This is a genomic window from Agromyces mediolanus (assembly GCF_023715325.1).
Lineage (GTDB): Bacteria > Actinomycetota > Actinomycetes > Actinomycetales > Microbacteriaceae > Agromyces > Agromyces mediolanus_A.
This window is the reverse complement of the sequence record NZ_JAMBNX010000012.1, coordinates 23,585-44,025: the sequence shown is the minus strand read 5'-3', so window position 1 is coordinate 44,025 and position 20,441 is coordinate 23,585. Positions and strand designations below refer to the sequence as shown.

At 72.0% G+C, this 20,441-nt stretch carries 16 protein-coding genes; 7 read left to right on the top strand and 9 right to left on the bottom strand.

Annotated elements, in window-relative coordinates:
• The 7 genes from M3147_RS17365 to dusB all read right to left on the bottom strand — a co-directional run bounded on the left by M3147_RS17365 (nucleotide 1) and on the right by dusB (nucleotide 10,222).
• Nucleotides 1-1,689 carry an ABC transporter ATP-binding protein gene (locus M3147_RS17365; protein WP_251204677.1) on the bottom strand — a complete coding sequence of 563 codons (1,689 nt, stop codon included), beginning with the start codon at nucleotides 1,687-1,689 and terminating at the stop codon, nucleotides 1-3.
• Complete coding sequence (locus M3147_RS17360; protein ID WP_251204676.1) at nucleotides 1,686-2,771, bottom strand: ABC transporter permease; 1,086 nt, start codon at nucleotides 2,769-2,771, stop codon at nucleotides 1,686-1,688. The genes M3147_RS17365 and M3147_RS17360 overlap by 4 nt, the downstream gene beginning before the upstream one ends.
• 1 nt (nucleotide 2,772) lies before the next feature.
• Nucleotides 2,773-3,864, bottom strand: coding sequence for an ABC transporter permease (locus M3147_RS17355; RefSeq protein ID WP_251204675.1), 1,092 nt, complete (start codon nucleotides 3,862-3,864; stop codon nucleotides 2,773-2,775).
• Nucleotides 3,865-3,960: 96 nt separating this feature from the next.
• Entirely contained in the window at nucleotides 3,961-5,595 is a 1,635-nt protein-coding gene (locus tag M3147_RS17350) for an ABC transporter substrate-binding protein (RefSeq protein ID WP_251204674.1), read from the bottom strand.
• 201 nt (nucleotides 5,596-5,796) lie between these two features.
• Complete coding sequence (dnaG, locus tag M3147_RS17345; RefSeq protein ID WP_251204673.1) at nucleotides 5,797-7,680, bottom strand: DNA primase; 1,884 nt, start codon at nucleotides 7,678-7,680, stop codon at nucleotides 5,797-5,799.
• A gap of 62 nt (nucleotides 7,681-7,742) precedes the next feature.
• On the bottom strand, nucleotides 7,743-9,005 hold the full coding sequence (locus tag M3147_RS17340) for a deoxyguanosinetriphosphate triphosphohydrolase (protein ID WP_251204735.1): 1,263 nt from the start codon (nucleotides 9,003-9,005) through the stop codon (nucleotides 7,743-7,745).
• Nucleotides 9,006-9,052: 47 nt separating this feature from the next.
• The gene (gene dusB / locus M3147_RS17335; RefSeq protein ID WP_251204672.1) at nucleotides 9,053-10,222 is read right to left on the bottom strand and encodes a tRNA dihydrouridine synthase DusB; all 1,170 of its coding nucleotides are present in this window, start codon (nucleotides 10,220-10,222) and stop codon (nucleotides 9,053-9,055) included.
• Between the two features lie 91 nt (nucleotides 10,223-10,313).
• Between dusB and M3147_RS17330 the strand changes: the two genes are divergently transcribed.
• The 7 genes from M3147_RS17330 to M3147_RS17300 all read left to right on the top strand — a co-directional run bounded on the left by M3147_RS17330 (nucleotide 10,314) and on the right by M3147_RS17300 (nucleotide 18,761).
• Nucleotides 10,314-10,796 carry an aminoacyl-tRNA deacylase gene (locus M3147_RS17330; protein WP_251204671.1) on the top strand — a complete coding sequence of 161 codons (483 nt, stop codon included), beginning with the start codon at nucleotides 10,314-10,316 and terminating at the stop codon, nucleotides 10,794-10,796.
• Between the two features lie 88 nt (nucleotides 10,797-10,884).
• Nucleotides 10,885-11,550, top strand: coding sequence for a DsbA family oxidoreductase (locus M3147_RS17325; RefSeq protein ID WP_251204670.1), 666 nt, complete (start codon nucleotides 10,885-10,887; stop codon nucleotides 11,548-11,550).
• Nucleotides 11,547-11,714 (top strand): hypothetical protein, encoded by a 168-nt coding sequence (locus M3147_RS17320; RefSeq protein ID WP_251204669.1) that lies wholly within the window; start codon nucleotides 11,547-11,549, stop codon nucleotides 11,712-11,714. Before M3147_RS17325 ends, M3147_RS17320 begins: the two co-directional genes overlap by 4 nt.
• Nucleotides 11,715-11,793: 79 nt before the next feature.
• Nucleotides 11,794-12,357 carry a PadR family transcriptional regulator gene (locus M3147_RS17315; RefSeq protein ID WP_251204668.1) on the top strand — a complete coding sequence of 188 codons (564 nt, stop codon included), beginning with the start codon at nucleotides 11,794-11,796 and terminating at the stop codon, nucleotides 12,355-12,357.
• Between the two features lie 4 nt (nucleotides 12,358-12,361).
• Nucleotides 12,362-14,101, top strand: coding sequence for an ABC1 kinase family protein (locus tag M3147_RS17310; protein ID WP_251204667.1), 1,740 nt, complete (start codon nucleotides 12,362-12,364; stop codon nucleotides 14,099-14,101).
• Nucleotides 14,102-14,121: 20 nt separating this feature from the next.
• On the top strand, nucleotides 14,122-15,462 hold the full coding sequence (locus tag M3147_RS17305) for an SWIM zinc finger family protein (protein ID WP_251204666.1): 1,341 nt from the start codon (nucleotides 14,122-14,124) through the stop codon (nucleotides 15,460-15,462).
• Nucleotides 15,459-18,761: a DUF7824 domain-containing protein gene (locus M3147_RS17300; protein WP_251204665.1), complete on the top strand. Its 3,303-nt coding sequence runs from the start codon at nucleotides 15,459-15,461 to the stop codon at nucleotides 18,759-18,761. The genes M3147_RS17305 and M3147_RS17300 overlap by 4 nt, the downstream gene beginning before the upstream one ends.
• Before the next feature lies 1 nt (nucleotide 18,762).
• Here M3147_RS17300 and M3147_RS17295 read toward each other — a convergent pair whose 3' ends face one another.
• Nucleotides 18,763-19,569: an isoprenyl transferase gene (locus tag M3147_RS17295; protein WP_251204664.1), complete on the bottom strand. Its 807-nt coding sequence runs from the start codon at nucleotides 19,567-19,569 to the stop codon at nucleotides 18,763-18,765.
• Complete coding sequence (gene recO, locus M3147_RS17290) at nucleotides 19,566-20,363, bottom strand: DNA repair protein RecO (protein WP_251204663.1); 798 nt, start codon at nucleotides 20,361-20,363, stop codon at nucleotides 19,566-19,568. The genes M3147_RS17295 and recO overlap by 4 nt, the downstream gene beginning before the upstream one ends.
• Nucleotides 20,364-20,441 lie beyond the last annotated feature (78 nt).

Genomic DNA, 20,441 nt, shown 5'->3' with positions numbered 1-20,441 from the left:
TCAGTCGGCCTCCCGGAGGCGACGGAGCTCCGCCCGGCGCGCGGCCTGCTCGATCGGATCGGGCACGGGCAGCGAAGCCAGCAAGCGCTTGGTGTAGGGGTCGGACGGTGCCCCGAGCACCTCGGCGCCGGTGCCTTCCTCGACGAGTTTGCCGTGGTAGAGCACGGCGATGCGGTCGGCCAAGAGGTCGACGACCGCGAGGTCGTGGCTGATGAACAGCGACGCGAAGCCGAACTCCTGCTGCAGCTCGCGGAACAGCTCGAGCACGCGCGCCTGCACCGACACGTCGAGGGCGCTCGTCGGCTCGTCGGCGATCAGGAGTTCCGGCTCGAGGGCCAGCGAGCGGGCGAGGCTCGCGCGCTGACGCTGACCGCCGGAGAGCTCGTGCGGGTACCGGTCGCCGTACGCCCGCGGCAGCTGGACGGCCTCCAGCAGCTCGTCCACCCGCCCGCGCGCCTCGGCGGCATCCGCCGCGCGGCCGTGGATCACGAGCGGCTCCGCGACGCACTCCGCGATCGTGAGCAGCGGGTTGAAGCTCGACGCCGGGTCTTGGAAGACGAAGCCGATCCGGCTCCGGGTGGGGCGGAAGTCCCGCTCACGGATGCCGTTCATCTCGTGCCCGAGCACCTGGAGCGACCCGCCGGTCACCTTCGTGAGACCGGCGATGGCGCGACCGATCGTGGTCTTGCCGGAGCCGGACTCGCCGACGAGTCCGAGCACCTCACCCGGGCGGATGACGAGGTCGACGCCGTCCACCGCGCGGAAGCCGGGCCGGCCGAAGCGGCCGGGGTAGACGATCTCGAGCCCGCGGGCCTCGACGACGGGTGCGGCACCGGCCCAGCCCTCGGCGCGGGCGGCGACGCGCTCCGCGGCGCGCGCGGTGCCGTGCCCCACGTGCGGGACCGCGGCGAGCAGCGCCTTCGTGTAGTCGGCCTGCGGGGCGGCGAACAGCTCGCGCACGCCGGCCTGCTCGACGAGCTTGCCCTGGTACATCACGGCGACGCGGTCGGCGAGATCGGCGACGACGCCCATGTTGTGCGTGATGAGCACGATCGCGGTGCCGAACTCGTCGCGGCAGCGACGCAGCAGGTCGAGGATCTCGGCCTGCACGGTCACGTCGAGCGCGGTCGTGGGTTCGTCGGCGACGATGAGGCCCGGGTCGAGCACGAGTGCCATCGCGATCACGATGCGCTGCTTCTGGCCGCCCGAGAACTGGTGGGGGTAGTGATCGATCCGCGTCTCGGGATCGGGGATGCCGACCCTGGCGAGCATCTCGATCGCCTTCTCGCGCGCCTCTTTCTTCGACACCTCTCCGTGCGCGCGGAGGCCCTCCATGATCTGCCAGCCGACGGTGTACACCGGGTTCAGGGCGGTCGAGGGCTCCTGGAACACCATCGCCACGTCGGTGCCCCGGATCTCGCGCAACTGCTGGCGGCCGAGGGAGATGACGTCGCGCTCGCGCGTCCCCTCCCGGTTCGACAGCAGCACCGCGCCGCGCGTGGTGGCCGTCTCCGGCAGCAGCCCGAGGATGGTCTTGGCCGTGACGGTCTTGCCGCTGCCGGACTCGCCGACGATGGCGAGCACCTCGCCGCGGGCCACCTCGAGCGAGACGTCGTCGACGGCCTTCACCGCGCCGGCGTCGGTGGCGAAGGACACGCCAAGGTTCTTGATCTCGACGACCGCGCTCATCGCTTGACCTCGATTCCGTGTTCGTCGAAGGATTCGCCGTTCTCGAGGCCGTCGAGGCCACCGGGTCCGGCCGTGAGGGTGCCGCCGGGCACGACCGAGGTCTCGGCGACCTCACCCGCGGCCTGAGCGACCCGGCGCCGTCCGCGCAGACGCGGATCGGCGAGGTCGTTCAGGCTCTCGCCGACGAGCGTGATGCCGAGCACCGCCAGGACGATGGCGAGACCCGGGTAGAGCGAGGTCCACCAGATGCCGCTCGTGACGTCGGAGAGCGCCTTGTTCAGGTCGTAGCCCCACTCGGCGGCCGCGGTCGGCTCGATGCCGAAGCCGAGGAAGCCGAGGCCGGCGAGCGTGAGGATCGCCTCCGAGGAGTTCAGCGTGAAGATGAGCGGCAGCGTGCGCGTCGCGTTGCGCAGCACGTGCCGGAACATGATGCGCCCGTTCGAGGCGCCCAGCACCTTCGCCGACTCGACGTAGGCCTCCGCCTTGATCCGCACGGTCTCCGCACGGATCACCCGGAAGTACTGCGGGATGAACACGACGGTGATCGAGAGCGCCGCGGCGAGGATGCCGCCCCAGAGACTCGACTGCCCGCCGGAGATCATGATCGACAGCGCGATCGCGAGCAGCAGCGAGGGGAAGGCGTAGATCGCGTCGCAGACGACCACGAGCACTCGGTCGAACCAGCCGCCGAAGTAGCCGGACACGAGGCCGAGCAGCACCCCCGCGATGATCGAGGCGATGACCGCGACGATGATGACGAGGAGGGCGGTCTGCGCGCCCCAGATGACGCGGGAGAACACGTCGTAGCCGCCGACGGTGGTCCCGAAGAGGTGCTCGGCCGAGGGCGGCTGCTGGCTGCCGAACGCCCCGTCGTCGCCGCGCAGCTGCGCGAAGCCGTACGGGGCGAGCAGCGGGGCGAAGATCGCCGTGAGGATGAAGAGCCCGGTGATGATGAGGCCCGCGACGAGCATGCCTCGCTGGAGGCCGACGCTCTGCCGCAGCTGATGCACGACGGGGAGGCGGTCGCGCAGCCGGCGCTTCGGCACGGCGACGGGCGTCGCGGAGGTCGTGGTGGCGGTCATCTCAGTACCTCACCCTCGGGTCGATGAGCGCCGCGATGATGTCGACGACGAAGTTGGTGAGCGCGACGATGACGGCGAGCATGGCGACGATGCCCTGCACGGCGGCGAAGTCGCGGGCCTTCAGGAACTCGGCGAGCATGAAACCGAGCCCCTTCCACTCGAAGGTGGTCTCGGTGAGCACCGCCCCGCCGAGGAGGAGCGCGATCTGCAGGCCGATGACGGTCACGATCGGGATGAGCGCCGGCCGGTAGGCATGCTTGGTCACGAGGCGGCGTTCGGCGACGCCGCGGGAGCGGGCCGCGTCGACGTAGTCGGTCGACAGCGTGCCGATCACGTTCGTGCGGACGAGCCGGAGGAAGACGCCGGCCGTGAGCAGGCCGAGCGCGATCGCGGGCAGCACCGCGTGCCGGAGCACGTCTCCGAGCACCGCGGGGTCGCCGGTCAGGATCGCGTCGATCGTGTAGATGCCGGTGGTGAACGGCAGGAACTGCATCTCGAGCTCGGAGCCGGTCGAGGCCCGGCCCGCGACCGGGAGGACCCCGAGCCACACCGAGAAGACGAGCTTCAGGAGCATGCCGGCGAAGAACACCGGCGTGGCGTAGCAGAGGATCGCGAAGACGCGCAGCACCGCGTCGCCCCAGCGGTCGCGCACGTAGGCGGCGACCATGCCGAGCGGGATGCCGACGATGAAGGCCACGAGCAGGGCGTAGAACGCGAGCTCGAGGGTGGCGGTGCCGTACGTCACGAGGATTTCGACGACCGGTCGGTTGTCGCCCGTGGTGCCGAAGTTGCCGGTGAAGATCTGGCCGAGGTACTCGACGTACTGCACGATCCACGGCCGGTCGTACCCCGCGTTGTGGATCGCCTCGGCGAGCTGCGCGGGCGGCAGCTTGTCGCCGAGCTTCGCGGTGATCGGGTCGCCGGTCGCCCGCATGACGATGAAGACCACCGTCACCAGGATGAAGACGGTCGGGATGATCAGCAGGGCGCGCATCGCGATGTACCTGCCGAGGCTGCTGCCGCCGGAGGATCTCTCCTGGCGTCGGGGGGCGCCACCCGGGGTGGTCGGCGGCGCGGTCGTCGTTGAGCTCATGTTCGCCTATCGTCGGGACGGAACGAAAGGCGGCCCGCCCTCGGAAGAGGCGGGCCGCCCGTTCGGTTCTTCAGAAACCTTACCGGCTGTCGGGGATCAGCCCTTGGCCAGCGCGGCGTAGCGGAACTTGAACGACGCGTCGAGGGTGTCCTCGGCGCCCGTCACGTCGGCTCCGACGACCGCCACCTGGGCGCCCTGGAGGTACGGCACGGTCGACAGGTCGGCCGCCACCTTCTCCTGGATCTGCTCGATGAGCGCGGTGCGCTCGGCCGGGTCGGCCGTCACCGCCTGCTGCAGGATGAGGTCGTTGACCTCCTGGTTCTCGTAGTGGTTCGCCAGGAAGTTCTCGATCAGGAAGAACGGCGTGAGGTAGTTGTCGGCGTCCGAGTAGTCCGGGAACCAGCCGAGCTGGTAGGCCGGGTACACGTCCGCGCTGCGGTCCTTCGAGTACTGCACCCACTCGGTGGTCTGCAGGTTCACCTTGAAGAGGCCGGATGCCTCGAGCTGGTCCTTGATGAGCGCGTACTCGTCACCCGACGACGGGCCGTAGTGGTCGTTCGAGTACTGCAGGTTCAGCTCGACCGGGACGGTCACGCCGGCAGCCTCGAGGCTCGCCTTCGCCTTGTCGGCGTCGGGGCCGCCGTTGCCGTCGCCGTAGAGCGGCTTCAGCGCGTCGACCTGGCCGGTGAGGCCCGCCGGGACGTAGGAGTACAGCGGGGTGTAGGTGCCCTTGTAGACCTGCGTGGCGATCTCGTCGCGGTCGATGAGGTCCGCGACCGCCTGGCGGACGGCGAGCGCCTTGGCCGGGTCGGCCTCGGGCGTCGTCGCGCCGTACGGCTGGGTGTTGAAGTTGAAGACGATGTAGCGGATCTCGCCGCCGGGGCCGTCGACGACCTTCACCTTGTCGTTCTTCTTGAGGTCGTCGATGTCGGTCGCGGAGAGGCTCCGGAACGCGACGTCGATGTTGCCCTCCTGCACGTCGAGCTTCAGGTTCGACGAGTCGGCGTAGTACTTGACGTTGACCTTGTCGGTCTTCGGCGCGCCGAGGATGCCCTCGTAGTCGGGGTTGGCCGCGTACGAGATGAGCTCGTTCATCTTGTAGCTCGTGATGACGTACTGACCGGCGAAGGCCTCGCCCTTGACGATCTCGTCGTCGCTGGTCAGCGCGTCGGCCGAGAAGACGTCCTCGTCGACGATCGGGCCGACCGGGCTCGAGAGGATCTGCGGGAAGATCTGGTCGTTCTCGCTCTTCAGGTGGAAGACGACGGTGGTGTCGTCGACGGCCTCGACCGAATCGAGGTTGTAGAGCAGCGACGACGGGCCGTTCTCGTCGGCGATCTTCAGCTGACGGTCGAAGGAGAACTTCACGTCGGAGGAGGTGAGGTCGTTGCCGTTCGCCCACTTGAGGCCCGGCTTCAGCGTCACGGTGTACTCGGTCGGCGCGGTGAACTCCGCGGACTCCGCGATGTCGGGCTCGACGTCGGGGCTGCCGTACGGGGTGTTCATGAGGAACGGGAACACCTGGTTCATCACGGCGAACGAGCCGTTGTCGTACGAACCGGCCGGGTCGAGCGTCGTGATCTTGTCGGTCGTGCCGATGGTGATCGAGTCACCGCCGCCTCCCGAGGTGTTCGAACCGCCGGCCGAGCAGCCCGCGAGCGCGAGCGCTGCGATCGAGAGGCCGGCGACGGCGACGATGCCGCGACGCGCGGTGGTGGATGCGGATGTCATATCCGGGTCCCTCTTCCTGTCAGAGTTCATCGCGGGCCGGCGCCCGGTCCGGCGCATGCCCGCGATTCGATATCCCCAAGACCTAGCACACGGGGAATGGAAACGTGCAGGATAGGACGCCTCGACGGAGGAATGTTTACCGATCTGCAATCAAGCGCGCAAGGGATGCGCGTGTTTGCACGGATGGACGGATGGCCCGCCTCATTCGGCGCGGAGGGCCACTCGTTCGCGATCGATCTCGACGATGGCGCGCTGCAGCATCTCGTAGCTCGCCCGGTCCTCCCCCGCGAGCCGCGTCAGCCGGCCCATCAGCTCGACCTTCTGCCGCAGCAGTTCCCGGTCGACAAGGGAGGAGAGCACCCCGCGCACCCAGCCGGCGATCGCGGCCTCGTTGCGCTGCGGGACGGGGAGCACCGCGAGCTGCTGCACGATGCTCGCGAAGGGCGCCGGCACCTGGGCGATCACCCGGTCGACCGTGATCGCCTCGACACCGCCCGCGAGCGCCGCCGCGACACCGTCGCGCACGACCGCGAGCGAGGGGTTCTCGAAGCGCGCCTCGACGGCGTGCGCGAGGAGCGCGGGCTCGGCGGAACCCGGGTACTGCAGCATCGCCTGGAGGACCTCGCGCTCGAGCCGCGTCGAAGGATCGTTCGGCAGCTCCGCGATCGAGAACGGTCGCGCCGCGGCATCCGCCTGGCCGCCGGTCTGGCCGCCCTCTCCCGGCGCGCGCCGCTCGCCCTGGCCCCGGTCGCGCTCCCCCGAGCGGCTGCGGCTCGTCGCCGCCTTGACCGCACGGCCGACCTCGCCGAGGTCCATGCCGAGCATGCGCGCGAGCTCGCGCGAGTAGCCGGGGCGCAGCGCGGGGTCGCGGATCTCGGCGACGACCGGCGCGGACTGGCGCAGCGCCGAGACCCGGCCCTCGACGGTGTCGAGGTCGTAGCGGGCGACGATCTGGCGCAGCACGAACTCGAACATCGGCACCTTGGTGTCGACGAGCGTGCGCACCGCGTGGTCGCCGCGGGCCAGCCGCAGGTCGCAGGGGTCGAGCCCGTCGGGCGCGACGGCGACGAAGGTCTGCGCGGCGAAGCGCTGCTCCTCGGCGAAGGCGCGCATCGCGGCCTTCTGCCCCGCCTCGTCACCGTCGAAGGTGAACACGACCTCGCCGACCCCGGAGTCGTCACCGAGGACCCGCCGGAGCACCTTGATGTGATCGACGCCGAACGCGGTGCCGCAGGTCGCGATGGCGGTGGTGACGCCCGCGAGGTGGCAGGCCATGACGTCGGTGTACCCCTCGACGACCACGACGCGCTGGGAGCGGGAGATGTCGCGCTTGGCGAGATCGAGCCCGTAGAGCACCTGCGCCTTGTGGTAGATCGCCGTCTCCGGGGTGTTCAGGTACTTCGGCCCGTTGTCATCGTCGAGGAGCCGACGGGCACCGAATCCCACCGTCTGCCCGGTGACATCGCGGATCGGCCAGACGAGGCGCCCGCGGAAGCGGTCGTACACGCCGCGGTCGCCCTGCGAGACGAGGCCGGCCGCCGCGAGTTCCTCGGTCGAGAAGCCACGGCCTCGGAGATGCTTCGTCAGCGCGTCCCAACTCTTCGGCGCGAAGCCCACCCCGAAGCGCTTGGCGGCCTCGGCGTCGAAGCCGCGCTCGCCGAGGAATCTGCGGCCGACCTCGGCGATGGGCTGCAACAGCTGCTCGGCGAAGAACTCGGCCGCCGCCTGGTTCGCCGCGAGGAGCCGGGCCCGGTTGCCGTGGTCGCTCGCCTGGCCGCCGTCCTCGTAGTGCAGCTCGTAGCCGATGCGCCCGGCGAGGCGCTCGACGGCCTCGGTGAACGAGACGTGGTCCATCTTCTGCAGGAAGCTGTAGACGTCGCCCGACTCGCCGCAGCCGAAGCAGTGGTAGAAGCCGACGCCCGGGCGCACGTTGAAGCTCGGGCTGCGCTCGTCGTGGAAGGGGCAGAGGCCCTTCATCGAGCCGACGCCGGCGGACTTCAGGCTCACGTACTCGCCGATGATGTCGGCGATGTTCGTGCGGGATTTCACCTCTTCGACATCGCTCTGTCGAATTCGGCCCGCCATGCTCACATCCTATGCTCAGCCGGGCCGGCGAGGGCCCGTTCGCACCGAGTCGTCGCCTCGGCTCAGCGCTGCACGAGCCGCTCGTGCCAGGCGAGCGCCGACTGGTCGGTGAGGCTCTGCACCTGGTCGACGACGACCCGCTTGCGCGCGGCGTCGTCGCCGGCGGCCCGCCAGTCCTCGGCGAGGCCCGGGTCGAGGTGCTGCTCCCCCGTCCCGAGGAGCACCTCCGCGAGCGAGGTCAGCACCTCGCGCTGCTGCCGGTAGATCGGCTGGCGCGTGTTGCGGGACATCACGAAGGCCGCGACGATGCCCTTCAGCACGGCGATCTCGGCCTGGATCTCGCGGGGCACGACGACGTCGCCGTCGAAGCGGATGAGGCTCGCGACGGGGAACGCCGCCCGCGTCGCCTCGGTCGCCGCGTGGGCGAAGCGCCCGATGAGCTGACTCGTGAGGTTCTTGAGCCGGGCCTGGTCGAGCCGACTCCCGCTCCACGTGTCGAGCCACGGCTCGAGCGAGTCGAGCCGGTCGAAGGCGGCCATCAGCTCGTCGTGCGAGTGCTGCCCGCCGATCCACTCGTACATCGAGGCGACGAGCTCGTCGTGGTCGACCCGCCGGCCGAGCGCCTCGACGTCGAGGTAGCCGTTCACGACCGCGTCCTCGAAGTCGTGCACGGAGTAGGCGATGTCGTCGGACAGATCCATCACCTGCGCCTCGATGCAGAGCCGGCGCTCGGGAGCCCCGGCCCGCAGCCACTCGAACACCGCGACGTCGTCGTGATAGAAGCCGAACTTCTGCCGTCCGGAGGGATCGGTGACCCCCTGCTCCTCGGGCCACGGATACTTGCAGCTCGCGTCGAGGCTTGCCCGGGTGAGGTTCAGCCCGTAGCTGCGTCCGTCGGCGTCGAACACCTTCGGCTCGAGCCGGGTGAGGATGCGGAGCGTCTGCGCATTGCCCTCGAACCCGCCGATGTCGGCCGACCAGGCGTTCAACGCCTTCTCGCCGTTGTGCCCGAACGGCGGGTGGCCGAGGTCGTGCGCGAGGCACGCCGTATCGACGACGTCGGGGTCGAGCGCGAGGTTGGCGGCGAGCTCGCGACCGATCTGGGCGACCTCGAGCGAGTGCGTGAGCCGATTGCGCGCGAAGTCGAGGCCGGCCGTCGGGCTCAGCACCTGGGTCTTCGCCGCGAGCCGCCGCAACGCGCTCGAGTGCAGCAGGCGCGCCCGGTCGCGTGCGAAGTCGCTTCGCCTCGAGGAGTGCTCCTCGGGCAGTTGGCGCTCGGCGTCGGCCTCGCCGTAGCCGCCGAACAAGCCGGTGTCGCCGAACATCTGCGCGCCGCCGAAGAGGCGGTCGCCGTAGGCCGGGATCGTCACGCTCAGCCGCCGCTCGTGTCGAGTTCGGCGTCGACGAGGGTCACCCGGTCGTGCCCCGCGAGCTCCTGCGAGGCGAGCCAGCCGTCGGGCAGCGCCGGGTTCTTCGGCGTGCCGGCCCGGCCGCGCGGCCCCTCGGCGCCCTCGCCCGGGTACGGCATCGACCAGTCGAGCGTGCCGAGCAGGTCGTCGAGCATCTGCAGCGACTCGACGGTCGCGAGCCGGGCACGCAGCTCACCGCCGACGGGATAGCCCTTGAAGTACCAGGCGACGTGCTTGCGGATATCGCGGCAGCCGCGCTCCTCACTGTCGAAGAACTCGGCGAGGAGCTCCGCGTGCCGGCGGAAGGTCTGCGCGACCTGCCCGAGGCTCGGCTGGAAGAGCGCCGCGCTGCCGTCGGCGAGCTGCCCGCGGAAGCCCGCGGCGAGGTCGCCGAACAGCCAGGGGCGGCCGAGGCATCCGCGTCCGACGACCACGCCGTCGCAGCCGGTCTCGGCGACCATGCGGAGCGCGTCGTCGGCCGACCAGATGTCACCGTTGCCGAGCACGGGCACCGAGGTGACCGTCTCCTTCAGCTTCGTGATCGCCGACCAGTCGGCGTGGCCCGAGTAGAACTCGGCCGCGGTGCGCGCGTGCAGCGCGATCGAGGCGACGCCCGCGCCCTCGGCGATGCGACCCGCCTCGAGGTAGGTCAGGTGGTCGGCGTCGATGCCCTTGCGCATCTTCACCGTGAGCGGGATGTCGCCCGCGGCCCGCACCGCGCCCTCGACGATGTCGCGGAACAGCCCGTTCTTCCACGGCAGCGCGGCACCACCGCCCTTACGGGTGACCTTCGGTACGGGGCAGCCGAAGTTCAGATCGATGTGGTCGGCGCGGTCTTCGGCGACGAGCATCGTCACGGCCTTGGACACGGTCTTCGGGTCGACGCCGTAGAGCTGGATGGAGCGCGGTGTCTCGGACTCGTGGTGCGTGATGAGCCGCATCGACTCGGGCGTGCGCTCGACGAGCGCCCGGCTCGTGATCATCTCGGAGACGTAGAGCCCTGCGCCGAACTCGCGGCAGAGCCGGCGGAACGCGGTGTTCGTGATGCCCGCCATCGGGGCGAGCACGACGGGCACGTCGAGCTCGAGGGCGCCGATCGTGAGCGGCTTGGCGGCGGTGGGGATCGTTGACATCGCTTCGATTCTTCCAGATCCCGGCCGAGCGGCCGCCCGATCCGGTGCGGCGCGTAGGATTCGAACCGGATCGAGCGATGTGGAGGACGAGATGACGGACACGCCCCTTTCCGGCGTCGAACGGGTGCAGGCCGACGCCGAAGCCCGCGGACTCGAGATCGAGGTCATCGAACGCCCCGCCGCTCGCAGCCTCGAGGAGGCCGCCGAGCTCCTCGGCATCTCCCCCGGCGACATCGTGAAGTCGCTCGTCGTGAAGCGCAGCGACGACACCTACCTCTTCGCGCTCGTCCCCGGCGGCCGCAAGATCAGCTGGCCGAAGCTCCGCGCCCTCGTCGGTGTCAACAAACTGCAGCTGCCCGACGCCTCGCTCGCACTCGCCGCGACGGGCTACGAGCGCGGCACCATCACCCCGCTCGGCTCGACGACCGCCTGGCCGGTCTACGCCGACGAGACGATCGCCGGGCGCCGCGTCTCGATGGGCGCCGGTGAGCACGGCCGAAGCCTCTTCGTCGACGCCGACGCCCTCATCGCCGCCTACGGCGCGACCGTCGCGGACCTGAGCGACCCCGAGTAGCCCGTCGTCCCGGAACCCGGGGAGCCCGTCCCGCGGACTCGGTCGCCGGGACGGGAATGCTGCGCACGGTCCGTGCGTTCGCATCGATGTGAGCACTCCCATCAAGATCGACATCTGGTCCGACATCGCCTGCCCGTGGTGCTACATCGGCAAGCGCCACTTCGAAGCCGGCGTCGCAGCCCTCGGCGACGACGCCCCCGAGATCGAGGTCGAGTACCACTCCTTCGAGCTCGCCCCCGACACGCCCGTCGACTTCGAGGGCAGCGAGATCGACTTCCTCGCGAAGCACAAGGGCATGCCCGCCGAGCGGGTGCAGCAGATGCTGCAGCAGGTCACCGGCGTCGCCGCGAACGCGGGACTCGACTACGACTTCGACGCCCTCCAGCACACCAAGACGCTGAAGGCGCACGAGCTGCTGCACTTCGCGAAGTCCGAGGGCCGGCAGCTCGAACTCGCCGAGCGGCTCTTCAAGGCCTACTTCACCGAGGGCCGCCACGTCGGCCGGGTCGACGAGCTCGTCGCGCTCGCCGCGGACGCGGGGCTCGACGCCGACGCCGCGCGCGAGGCGCTGGAGTCCGGTCGCTTCGCCGACGCCGTGCAGGCCGATATCGCGCAGGCGGGCGCCTACGGCATCAACGGCGTGCCGTTCTTCGTGATCGACGGCAAATACGGCGTCTCCGGCGCGCAGCCCGCCGAGGTCTTCGGCCAGGTGCTCACCCAGGTGGCCGGCGAGCGGGACGGAGCGGTCGCGTGACCGCCGCCGAGGGCTCGACCGCGGTGACGACGACGGATGCCTCGGCGGGCGCACCCGCGGCGGAGGCATCCGCATCGCCCTTCACGATGGTGACCGGCGCCCCCGGCGCCATGGTCTGCGAGGGCGACGTCTGCTTCGTCCCGGGGGCGGAGACGGCGCAGTAGCCGGGCCCGTTCGTTCTTCCGTTCCGAGCCTGAACGATATATCGTTGAGTATCGTTCGTAGCTCAGCATGGAGGTCACCATGAACGGACAGCGCCCGAGCGGCGGATTCGGCGGCACGGGCTTCCCCGGTGAGGGCCCCGGCCAGATGCTCTGGGAGGCGATGTCGCAGCTGCGCTCCTCCCTCGACCCGCGCGGCGGCGCCTCCCGCATGGCGCGCGGCGACGTGCGCCAGGCGGTGCTCGTCCTGCTCGCCGAGGAGCCGATGCACGGCTACCAGATCATCCGCGAGATCGAGGAGCGCAGCGGCGGCAGCTGGAAGCCGAGCGCCGGCTCGGTCTACCCGACCCTGCAACTGCTCGCCGACGAGGGCCTGATCGCCGCCGAAGAGCTGCGCGGCCGCAAGACCTACTCCCTCACCGAGGCCGGCCGGGCCGAGGCCGCGGAGGGCGCCGATCGCCCGGCGCCGTGGGAGACCGGCAGCCGCGGCGCCGCCCCCCACGCGGCCCTCTCCAAAGCCGGCATCGAGCTCGCATCGGCCGCCGCCCAGCTCGGCCGCACGGGCACGCCGGAACAGCTCGAGCAGGCCGTGCGCGAGCTCGACGACACCCGCCGACGCCTCTACTCGATCCTCGCCCAGGGCTGAGCGGGTGACCCCGAGCGTCGCCGACGGCGCCCGGCCGACCGCCGCGGGCGACGAGCGCGCGCGACGAAGCCGCTCGCGCCGCATCCTCGGCTTCGCCGCCCGACAGCTGATCCAGCTCTGGTGGTTCGAACTCGCCCTGCCGAAACTCGGCCTCGGCGGGATCGCCGAGCGCACCCGCGCGGCACGGATGCAGCGGCTCGCCTCGCGTTTCCGCGGCCTCGCCGTCGAGCTCGGGGGCCTGATGATCAAGGTCGGGCAGTTCCTCTCCTCCCGACTCGATGTGCTGCCGCCCGAGATCACCTCCGAGCTGGAGGGCCTGCAGGACGAGGTGCCCGCCGTCGCCTTCCCCGAGATCCGGGCCGTCGCCGAGCAGGAGCTCGGCGCCCCGCTCGGCGCGGTGTACGCCGCCTTCGACGAGACCCCGGTCGCCGCGGCCTCGCTCGGCCAGGCGCATCGTGCCCGCCTCGCCGCCCCCGACACCGAGGACGCCGGCTTCGCCGAGGTCGTCGTGAAGGTGCAGCGCCCCGGCATCGACCGCATCGTCGCCGTGGACCTCTCCGCACTCCGCCGTATCGCGGGCTGGCTGCGGCGCGTGCGCATCGTCGCCGATCGAGTGGATGCCCCGGCCCTCGTCGAGGAGTTCGCCACGACGAGCCTCGAGGAGATCGACTACCTGCACGAGGCGGCGAACGCCGAGCGCTTCGCCGAGTCCTTCGCCGCCGAGCCGCGCGTCGACGCCCCCGCCGTCGTCTGGGCGCGCACGACCCGTCGGGTGCTGACGCTCGAGGATGTCACGGCGATCAAGATCAACGACACCGTCGCATTGCGGGCCGCGGGCATCGACCCGTCCGACGTCGCGCGCGTCTTCGCCGAGATCATGTTCGACCAGGTCTTCACTCACGGTTTCGTGCACGCCGACCCGCACCCCGGCAACCTCTTCGTCACGCCCGTCTCCCCCGCGACGCCGGACGCCGCTCCGCCAGCTTGGCGACTCACCTTCGTCGACTTCGGGATGATGGCCGAAGTGCCGGCCGAACTCCGCAGCGGCCTCCGCACGCTCGTGATCGCGGTCGCCGCCCGCGACGGCCGCGGCATGATCGAGGCCGCCCGCGAGATCGGCGTGCTCCTGCCGAGCGCGGACACCGGCGAGCTGGAGCGCGCCCTCTCCCAGCTGTTCGAGCGCTTCGGCGGCATGGGGTTCGCCCAGCTGAAGGACGTCGACCCGCGGGAGTTCCGCGAGTTCGGCGCGGAGTTCGGCGACGTGGTGCGCTCGCTCCCGCTCCAACTGCCCGAGCATCTGCTGCTCCTCATCCGCGCGATGGCGCTCACCTCCGGCATGTGCAGCGGACTCGATCCCGAGTTCAACGTCTGGGACGCGGTCGAACCGTATGCCAGCCAGCTCCTGCGCGAGGAGGGGAGCGGGGTCGCCCGCGGCTTCCTCGACCAGGCGATGTCGAGCGCCGGGATCCTCTGGGGCATGCCGCAGCGCCTCGACTCCGTCGTCTCCAAGATCGAGCAGGGCCGGCTGTCCTTCGACACCTCCCGTTTGGAACGGCGCCTCGACCGCCTGGAGGGCGTCGCCCGGCGGGTGGTCTCGGCCGTGCTGTTCGCCGCACTCCTCATCGGCGGCGCGGTGCTCGTCGCCTCGAACCCGGCGCTCGGCTGGACCCTCGTGGGGCTCTCCGCGCTGCCGCTGCTGCACGCCCTCCTGGCCGGGCTCTTCGGACGGCGCGGCCCGAGGTAGCGCTCGGCTAGGCTGCCTGCATGGGGGATCGCGGATTCGCGTCGGCGTCGGCGGCGACCGCGAACGGACTCGCGCTCGCCCTCGCGCCGGGACTGGCCCCCGAGGGGCCCGATCCGCGGCCGAGCTTCTTCCACGGCTTCGCGACCGAGCCGCAACTCGTGGCGCGCGGCCTGCTGACCCTCGCCGACCTCACGGCGACCCGGTACTTCAAGTACACGCCGACGACGCAGCGCGACCCCGTCCTGACCGCGCACGGCGATCGACTCCGTGCCGAGGTGTTCTCCGCCTGCAACAGCGTGTACGCCCGATTGGACCTGCTCGCGAGCGGACTCGACGGCGGCGAAGTGTCGCACGGCACGACGAACGTCGACCTCGGCCTCGCCACCAGACAGGCGCTCACCTCCGTCGGTCGTGCCGAGCTCTTCCACCTCGAGGTCGGGGTGGAGGGGCTCACCCTCGCGACGCCCGGCACCACCGCGATCGAGCGGCCCGTGGAGATGCCGGCGCGTTGGATCCCCGCGCTCGGCAACGTCGCCGAGCTGCATCGCCGACTGCGCCTCGCGTTCGAGCTCGATCGGGCAGGCGCCCGGGCGCTGATCGGCTCCCTCCCCGCGACGACCGCGTCCGGGGCGAGCGGCTGGCTCACGCCGACGCCGAACGGGGCCCGGCTCGCGCCTCGCCGCACCGGCGCCGCGGTGCACGTGCAGGGCCTGCACCGGCTCGCCGCGCTGAAGCGGCTGCTCCCCCAGGTGCAGGGCCTCGCCGTCTACGGACCGGCGGACGGCGAACCCGGGCCGAGCGCCGTCGAGGTGTCGCTCCCCCACGCCCGTCTGCTCCTCGGGCTCACCGTCGAGCCATGGCGCGGGTTCTCCGGCGAGGGCTCGCTCGTGAGCGCCCTCGCCCCCGCCGACGTCGCCGAGCACGCGGCGCTGCTCTCCGCCCTGTTGGCCTTCGAGCCCGTCATCGACGTCGATCGACTGCAGCGCGAGTCCGGCCTGAGTCGCGCTCAGACCGAGTCCGGCATCGCCGTGCTCGCCGCCTCGGGCCGCGTCGGTTGGGACGTGCGGAACGACGCCCACTTCCACCGCGAGCTGCCCGACGACCCCGAGCGCGTCACGCGCGACCATCCGCGGGTGCGGACCGCCCGCCGCCTCGCCGCCGAACGGCGCGTCACTCCGGCCGAAGGCGCGGGCGAATGGTTCGTCGACGGCGGCAGCGCTGCGGAGCCGGTGCGCTACCTGGTACGGATCGGGGATGCCGGCGGCCGATGCAGCTGCACCTGGCAGCTCGGCGGCAGCCGGGATCGAGGCCCCTGCGCGCACGTGCTCGCCGTACACATCCTGATGGAGGAGACCGCATGACCGACGCCCTCACCCGCTCGCTCGAGCTGTTCCGCGAGCTCGGCTGGGCCGACGCCCCGATCGCCGACGCGCCCATGCTGCCCATCGGCACCGAGGCGCAGCAGCGGGAGGCACGGGCGGGGCTCCGCCGCGGCGACTGGACCGAATGGGCCGAACACGACGGCGGCTTCGTGAGGACCTCCCTCGTCGGCGACGCCGATCACGGGATGCTCGCCCTCTTCGCGATCCGCACCGGCATCGACGCCAGACGGGCCGAGGACGTGCTCGGCGGTGCAGGCACGGTGCCCGACGAACTCGCCGCGGAGGTGCTCGCGAGCCGCGGCGCCGAGTTCGCGACGACGTTCGTGGCCCGCGCCTGCCGCTCGAACCGCCGCGCGTGGGAGCATTCCAGCTCCGTGCACGCCGGCCGCGCCGTGCGGCTCGTGCACCGGCACGGGCTTCCGGTGCCCGAGAGCGTGGAGTACCTGAAGGACTGGTCCGTGTACGCCGCCCTCGCCCTCGGCGAGGAGGCCGAGCTGTTCCCGAACGACCGCGGCCTGATCGACGCCGACCTCATCCGCTCCCGTTTCGTCGAGCACGTCCGCACCGGGATCGCGGTCGGCGCCCCGGCGACGGGCCCGTTCGGCCGGGCGGTCGCCGCGGGGGCCGCGGCGGACTGGATCGGGCGGGACGAGGCGGTCGAGCTCGTGCTGCTCGCCCTGGATGCGGCGCAGCGCCCGGGCGACCGGAAGGCCTGGGCCGGCACGCTCGTCGGAGCGCTCGGCCTAAGCGACGCCGAACTCGCCGCACGGGCCGGCTCCCTGCTGGGCGCGCTGAGCCACGCGGAAGCGCCCGTCGTCGTCGCGCTCGCGCCCGCGCTCGTGGAGCACGGCGACGAGGCGGACGCGGCCGAGGCGTTGTCACTCGCCCTCGGTACGAAGCCGAAGGCTGCCCGTCGCGCGGTGCTCGACGCCGCCGAGCGGCGGACGCGTCCGATCTCGGGCGCCGCGGGCGAGACGGTGCGGCCGGCGCTCGCGACGGTGGCCTCCGGGCGCGACGCGGGTCTCGCGAAGGCCGCGACGGCACTGCTCGAACGCTGGGGCCTGGCCGACGAAGACGAGCCGGCGCAGCCCGCCGGGGCACCTCCCACCGCCTGGGCCCCGACTCCGCCGCTGTGGGAGGTGCCGAGGTTCACCCCCGCTCCCGCGACGATCGAGGCGCTGTCGGTGGCCGCCGAACGACTCGCATCCCGCCCGGAGAACGCCATGGACCTCGAGGTCGACCGCTTCCTCGAGCTCGCGAACGCCGTCGCCCGCAACGAACCCGATCGGGCGCGCCTCGCACTCCGCGGGCTGAAGCCCGGCTGGCGCGCCGGCGTCGGCGCCGTGTCGGACTGGGTCGCCGAGGCGCCGATCCGTTCGCTGGACCGCCTCGTCGGCCCCGGCGGCGACGAGTGGCGCCGCGACGTGCACTACCCGCCCGTGACCGCGCGCGAAGCCGCCGTCGCCCAGCGCCTCGGCGAGGTGCCGACGCTGCTGTCGACGCCGAGCTGGGACGACCTGCGGATCGATCCCGGCGAGCTCATGGGGCGGCTGCGCGCCTACCGCGACACCGGCGCCGCCGCGAGCGAAGCGGACCTGCTGCTCGCGCTGCTGCGCGTCGACCGCTCGCTCGTCACCCAGCCGCAGCTCGACGAACTCGCCACGCTGGATGTGCCGGTGCTGCTGCAGTCCGGCGAGCGGATGGCGAGCGACGCGGGTCCCACCGCTCGCGCCTACCTGCTGGATCCGCTCCTCGAGCCGGCACTCGTGCAGGACGAGGACGGCGACTGGTCCCGCGCCGAAACGTCCCTCCCGGCCTCCCTCGCGGCCTTCCCGCCGCGGCTCGACCCGAGCCGCTACGGCTGGGGCTCCCCGGTCGAACTGCCGGGCTGGGGCGACGGCACGCACTCGGGCGACTGGCTCGAAGCGGCGAGCGGCTACACCTGGCGTCAGCTCGCCCGACGCGCCCGACCGTTCGGACCACGGCAGGCCGCGGCGCTGCTCGGCGGCCTCCGCTCGCCGCACGAGCAGGCGGCCGGCGCCATGTTCGAAGCCGTGCTCGAAGCGTGGGAGCGCGGCCTCCTCCTCCCTGGCGTGGCCGAGCTCCGGCTCATCGACCGCGGCGGCCCGAGCGGCGCGGCGCAGCTCGCCCGAGTCGCCGGTGAGCTGGCCGAGGCCGGGCTGGGCGCGCTCGTCTGGCCGCTCCTCGACGGAACCGTCGAGGCATCCCTCGCGGGCGTCCGCATGATTCCGGGCACCGCGGAGCTCGTCGAGGCGATCGACGCCCTGCTGCCCTCGGCGCTGGCCGCCGTCGCCTCCGGCGTCGCCGAGCCCGCGGTGCTCGACGTGCCGGCAACCCGCGCGCTCGCCGAACGGAGCGGGACTTCGCGCGCCGTCGTCGCCGCCCGGGCGGTCGTCGCCCGCCTTCCGGAACCGAGCGCACCGTCGGTGCCGCCGCCGGCCGATGCCGAGCCGGCGATCGACCTCGACGCCGTGTGGCCGCCCGACGACGGCACAGGTGAGGCGATCGACGACGGCGTCGAACCGACCGCGACCGTCGTCACCCGCGGCTCGAAGCGATTCGTGCCGCTGGAGTTCACGATTGCCGAGGATCCTGGCGTGCGCTACCGCGCGCTCATGACCTGGGCGTACGCCCTCGACCGCGAGGGACAGCTCGACGCCGAGACGGTCGACGGCGACGAGCGCCGCTGGATCGAGTGGGACGCCGCGGCGGGGCGACTCTCGGTCTCCGAGTTCCGCGACCGCAGCACCGGCGGCGCCGGGCCGCGCAGCGACGGCCTCGAACCGCCGCTCACGGTGCTCATGGTGGCCGTCGTGCTCGCCTCGCTCTGCTCGGACGTCGAATCGCGCTACAGCGTCGACGCGATGGTGGCGGCCCGCAAGTTCTCCGCGGCCTCGGTGCGGCTCGCCGCCCGACGACTCGTGCCGCTGCCCGAGCTGACGCCGGCACGCATGATGGGGTCGATCGAGCGCGAGCTGCGCGCGCTGCCCGTGCTCTGGCCGCTGCTGACCGAGTCGGTGCGGTTCGCCGCGGCTCAGCCGAAGCCGCCGGCCTGGCTGAACCGGGTGCTCGACGTCGCCCTGCTGCGGGCCCCGGTGCTTCGCGCCGCGGCATCCGCCGGCCGGATCCCCGCTGAGGACGCCGCGTGGCCCGGCCTCGCCGAACTCGCGGCGCGGAAGGGCTCGTCCGCCGCCCTCGTCAAGGCACGCACGCTCCGCGACGAGCTCGGGCTCGGGCTCGGGCTCGGGCTCGGCTGAGTCAGCCCGCGGTCGGAGCGTCGACGGCGCCGCCGAACCGACGGGTGCGCCGCGCGTACAGCTCGACCGCACGCCAGAGATCGACGCGGGAGAAGTCCGGCCAGAGCGTGTCCAGGAACACCATCTCGGCGTAGGCCGACTGCCAGAGCAGGAAGTTGGAGGTGCGCTGCTCCCCCGAGCTCCGCACGAAGAGGTCGACGTCGGGCATGTCGGGCTGATAGAGCCGCTTCGCGATCTGCTTCTCGCTCACGGCGGAGGGGCGGAGACGCCCGGCGGCGACATCGTCGGCGATCGCCCGCACGGCGTCCGTGATCTCGTTGCGCCCGCCGTAGTTCACGCACATGGTGAGGGTGAGTACGTCGTTGCCCGCGGTCAGCCGCTCGGCGTACTGCAGCTCCTCGATGACCGACTTCCACAGCCGCGGCTTGCGGCCGGCCCACCGGATGCGCACGCCCCACTCGTTCAGCTGGTCGCGCCGGCGGTGCAGCACATCGCGGTTGTAGCCCATCAGGAAGCGCACCTCGTCCGGGCTCCGCTTCCAGTTCTCCGTCGAGAACGCGTAGACGGACAAGTGCTTCACGCCGATCTGCACGGCCCCGGCGACGACGTCGAGGAGGGCCGCCTCACCGGCCTTGTGCCCTTCGATGCGGGTGAGCCCCTGGCGGTTCGCCCAACGCCCGTTGCCGTCCATCACGACCGCGACATGGTTCGGCACGGCGCCGCGCGGCAGCTCCGGCGGGTAGAGACCGGTCCAGTCGAGCGGACGGTACGGCACCGCGTCGCGGTGCGTGTAGGGCTTCGGGGTCACGGGGTTCCTGTCTGGGCTGGGGCGCCCGGTGCTTCGCGGTCCGGCAGCGGACGCCTCGCGGACTCGTCGGCATCGCGGCTGACGTGCGGCAGCGAGCGGAGCCCTCGTTCGAGGTGCCACTGGGCGTAGGCGGCGACGATGCCGGAGGCCTGGTTGCGGTCGCGCTCGGGCGCCGCCTCGGCGCGCGCCCAGTCGCCCGTCAGCAGCGCGCCGAGGAGCGCGATCGTGGAGCGCTCGATGCGGGGCGAGCCCGGCGGCGCGCACTCGTCGCAGACGATGCCGCCGAGCTGCACCACGACCGCGCGGTGCTCGCCGGGCCGCGCGCAGCGGGAGCAGTCCTCGAAGCTCGGCGCCCAGCCGGCGAGGGCGAGCGCGCGCAGCAGATACGAGTCGAGCGTGAGACCGGGCCCGTGCTCCCGCCTGGCGAGCGAGCGGAGCGCCCCGACGAGCAGGAGGTACTGCTGCAGCGAGCCCTCGGCCTCGGTGACCCGGTCCGCGGTCTCGACCATCGCATTCGCCGCGGTGTACGCCGCGTAGTCCTGCGAGATCTCGGCGCCGTAGGAACCGAGCGACTCCGCCTGGGTGATCACGTCGAGCGTGCGGCCCTCGTAGAGCTGGAGGTCGGCGACCATGAACGGTTCGAGCCGGGCCCCGAATTTCGACGCGGTGCGGCGCACGCCCTTCGCGACCGCCCGGATCTTGCCGTGCCGCCGCGAGAGCAGCGTGACGATGCGATCGGCCTCGCCCAGCTTGTGGGTGCGCAGCACGACGGCTTCATCTCGGTACACGGGCACCAGACGATTCTCCCACCTCAGCCCGGGCGAACCGCCGGAACACGGGGCCATCCGAGGCATCCGCTTGCGAGAATAGGC

What these genes read in the sequence shown, in the direction of transcription:
- M3147_RS17365 (WP_251204677.1), bottom strand. Translation starts at nt 1,689, where the DNA reads ATGAGCGCGGTCGTCGAGATCAAGAACCTTGGCGTGTCCTTCGCCACC.
- M3147_RS17360 (WP_251204676.1), bottom strand. Translation starts at nt 2,771, where the DNA reads ATGACCGCCACCACGACCTCCGCGACGCCCGTCGCCGTGCCGAAGCGC.
- M3147_RS17355 (WP_251204675.1), bottom strand. Translation starts at nt 3,864, where the DNA reads ATGAGCTCAACGACGACCGCGCCGCCGACCACCCCGGGTGGCGCCCCC.
- M3147_RS17350 (WP_251204674.1), bottom strand. Translation starts at nt 5,595, where the DNA reads ATGACATCCGCATCCACCACCGCGCGTCGCGGCATCGTCGCCGTCGCC.
- dnaG (WP_251204673.1), bottom strand. Translation starts at nt 7,680, where the DNA reads ATGGCGGGCCGAATTCGACAGAGCGATGTCGAAGAGGTGAAATCCCGC.
- M3147_RS17340 (WP_251204735.1), bottom strand. Translation starts at nt 9,005, where the DNA reads ATGTTCGGCGACACCGGCTTGTTCGGCGGCTACGGCGAGGCCGACGCC.
- dusB (WP_251204672.1), bottom strand. Translation starts at nt 10,222, where the DNA reads ATGTCAACGATCCCCACCGCCGCCAAGCCGCTCACGATCGGCGCCCTC.
- M3147_RS17330 (WP_251204671.1), top strand. Translation starts at nt 10,314, where the DNA reads ATGACGGACACGCCCCTTTCCGGCGTCGAACGGGTGCAGGCCGACGCC.
- M3147_RS17315 (WP_251204668.1), top strand. Translation starts at nt 11,794, where the DNA reads ATGAACGGACAGCGCCCGAGCGGCGGATTCGGCGGCACGGGCTTCCCC.
- M3147_RS17305 (WP_251204666.1), top strand. Translation starts at nt 14,122, where the DNA reads ATGGGGGATCGCGGATTCGCGTCGGCGTCGGCGGCGACCGCGAACGGA.
- M3147_RS17300 (WP_251204665.1), top strand. Translation starts at nt 15,459, where the DNA reads ATGACCGACGCCCTCACCCGCTCGCTCGAGCTGTTCCGCGAGCTCGGC.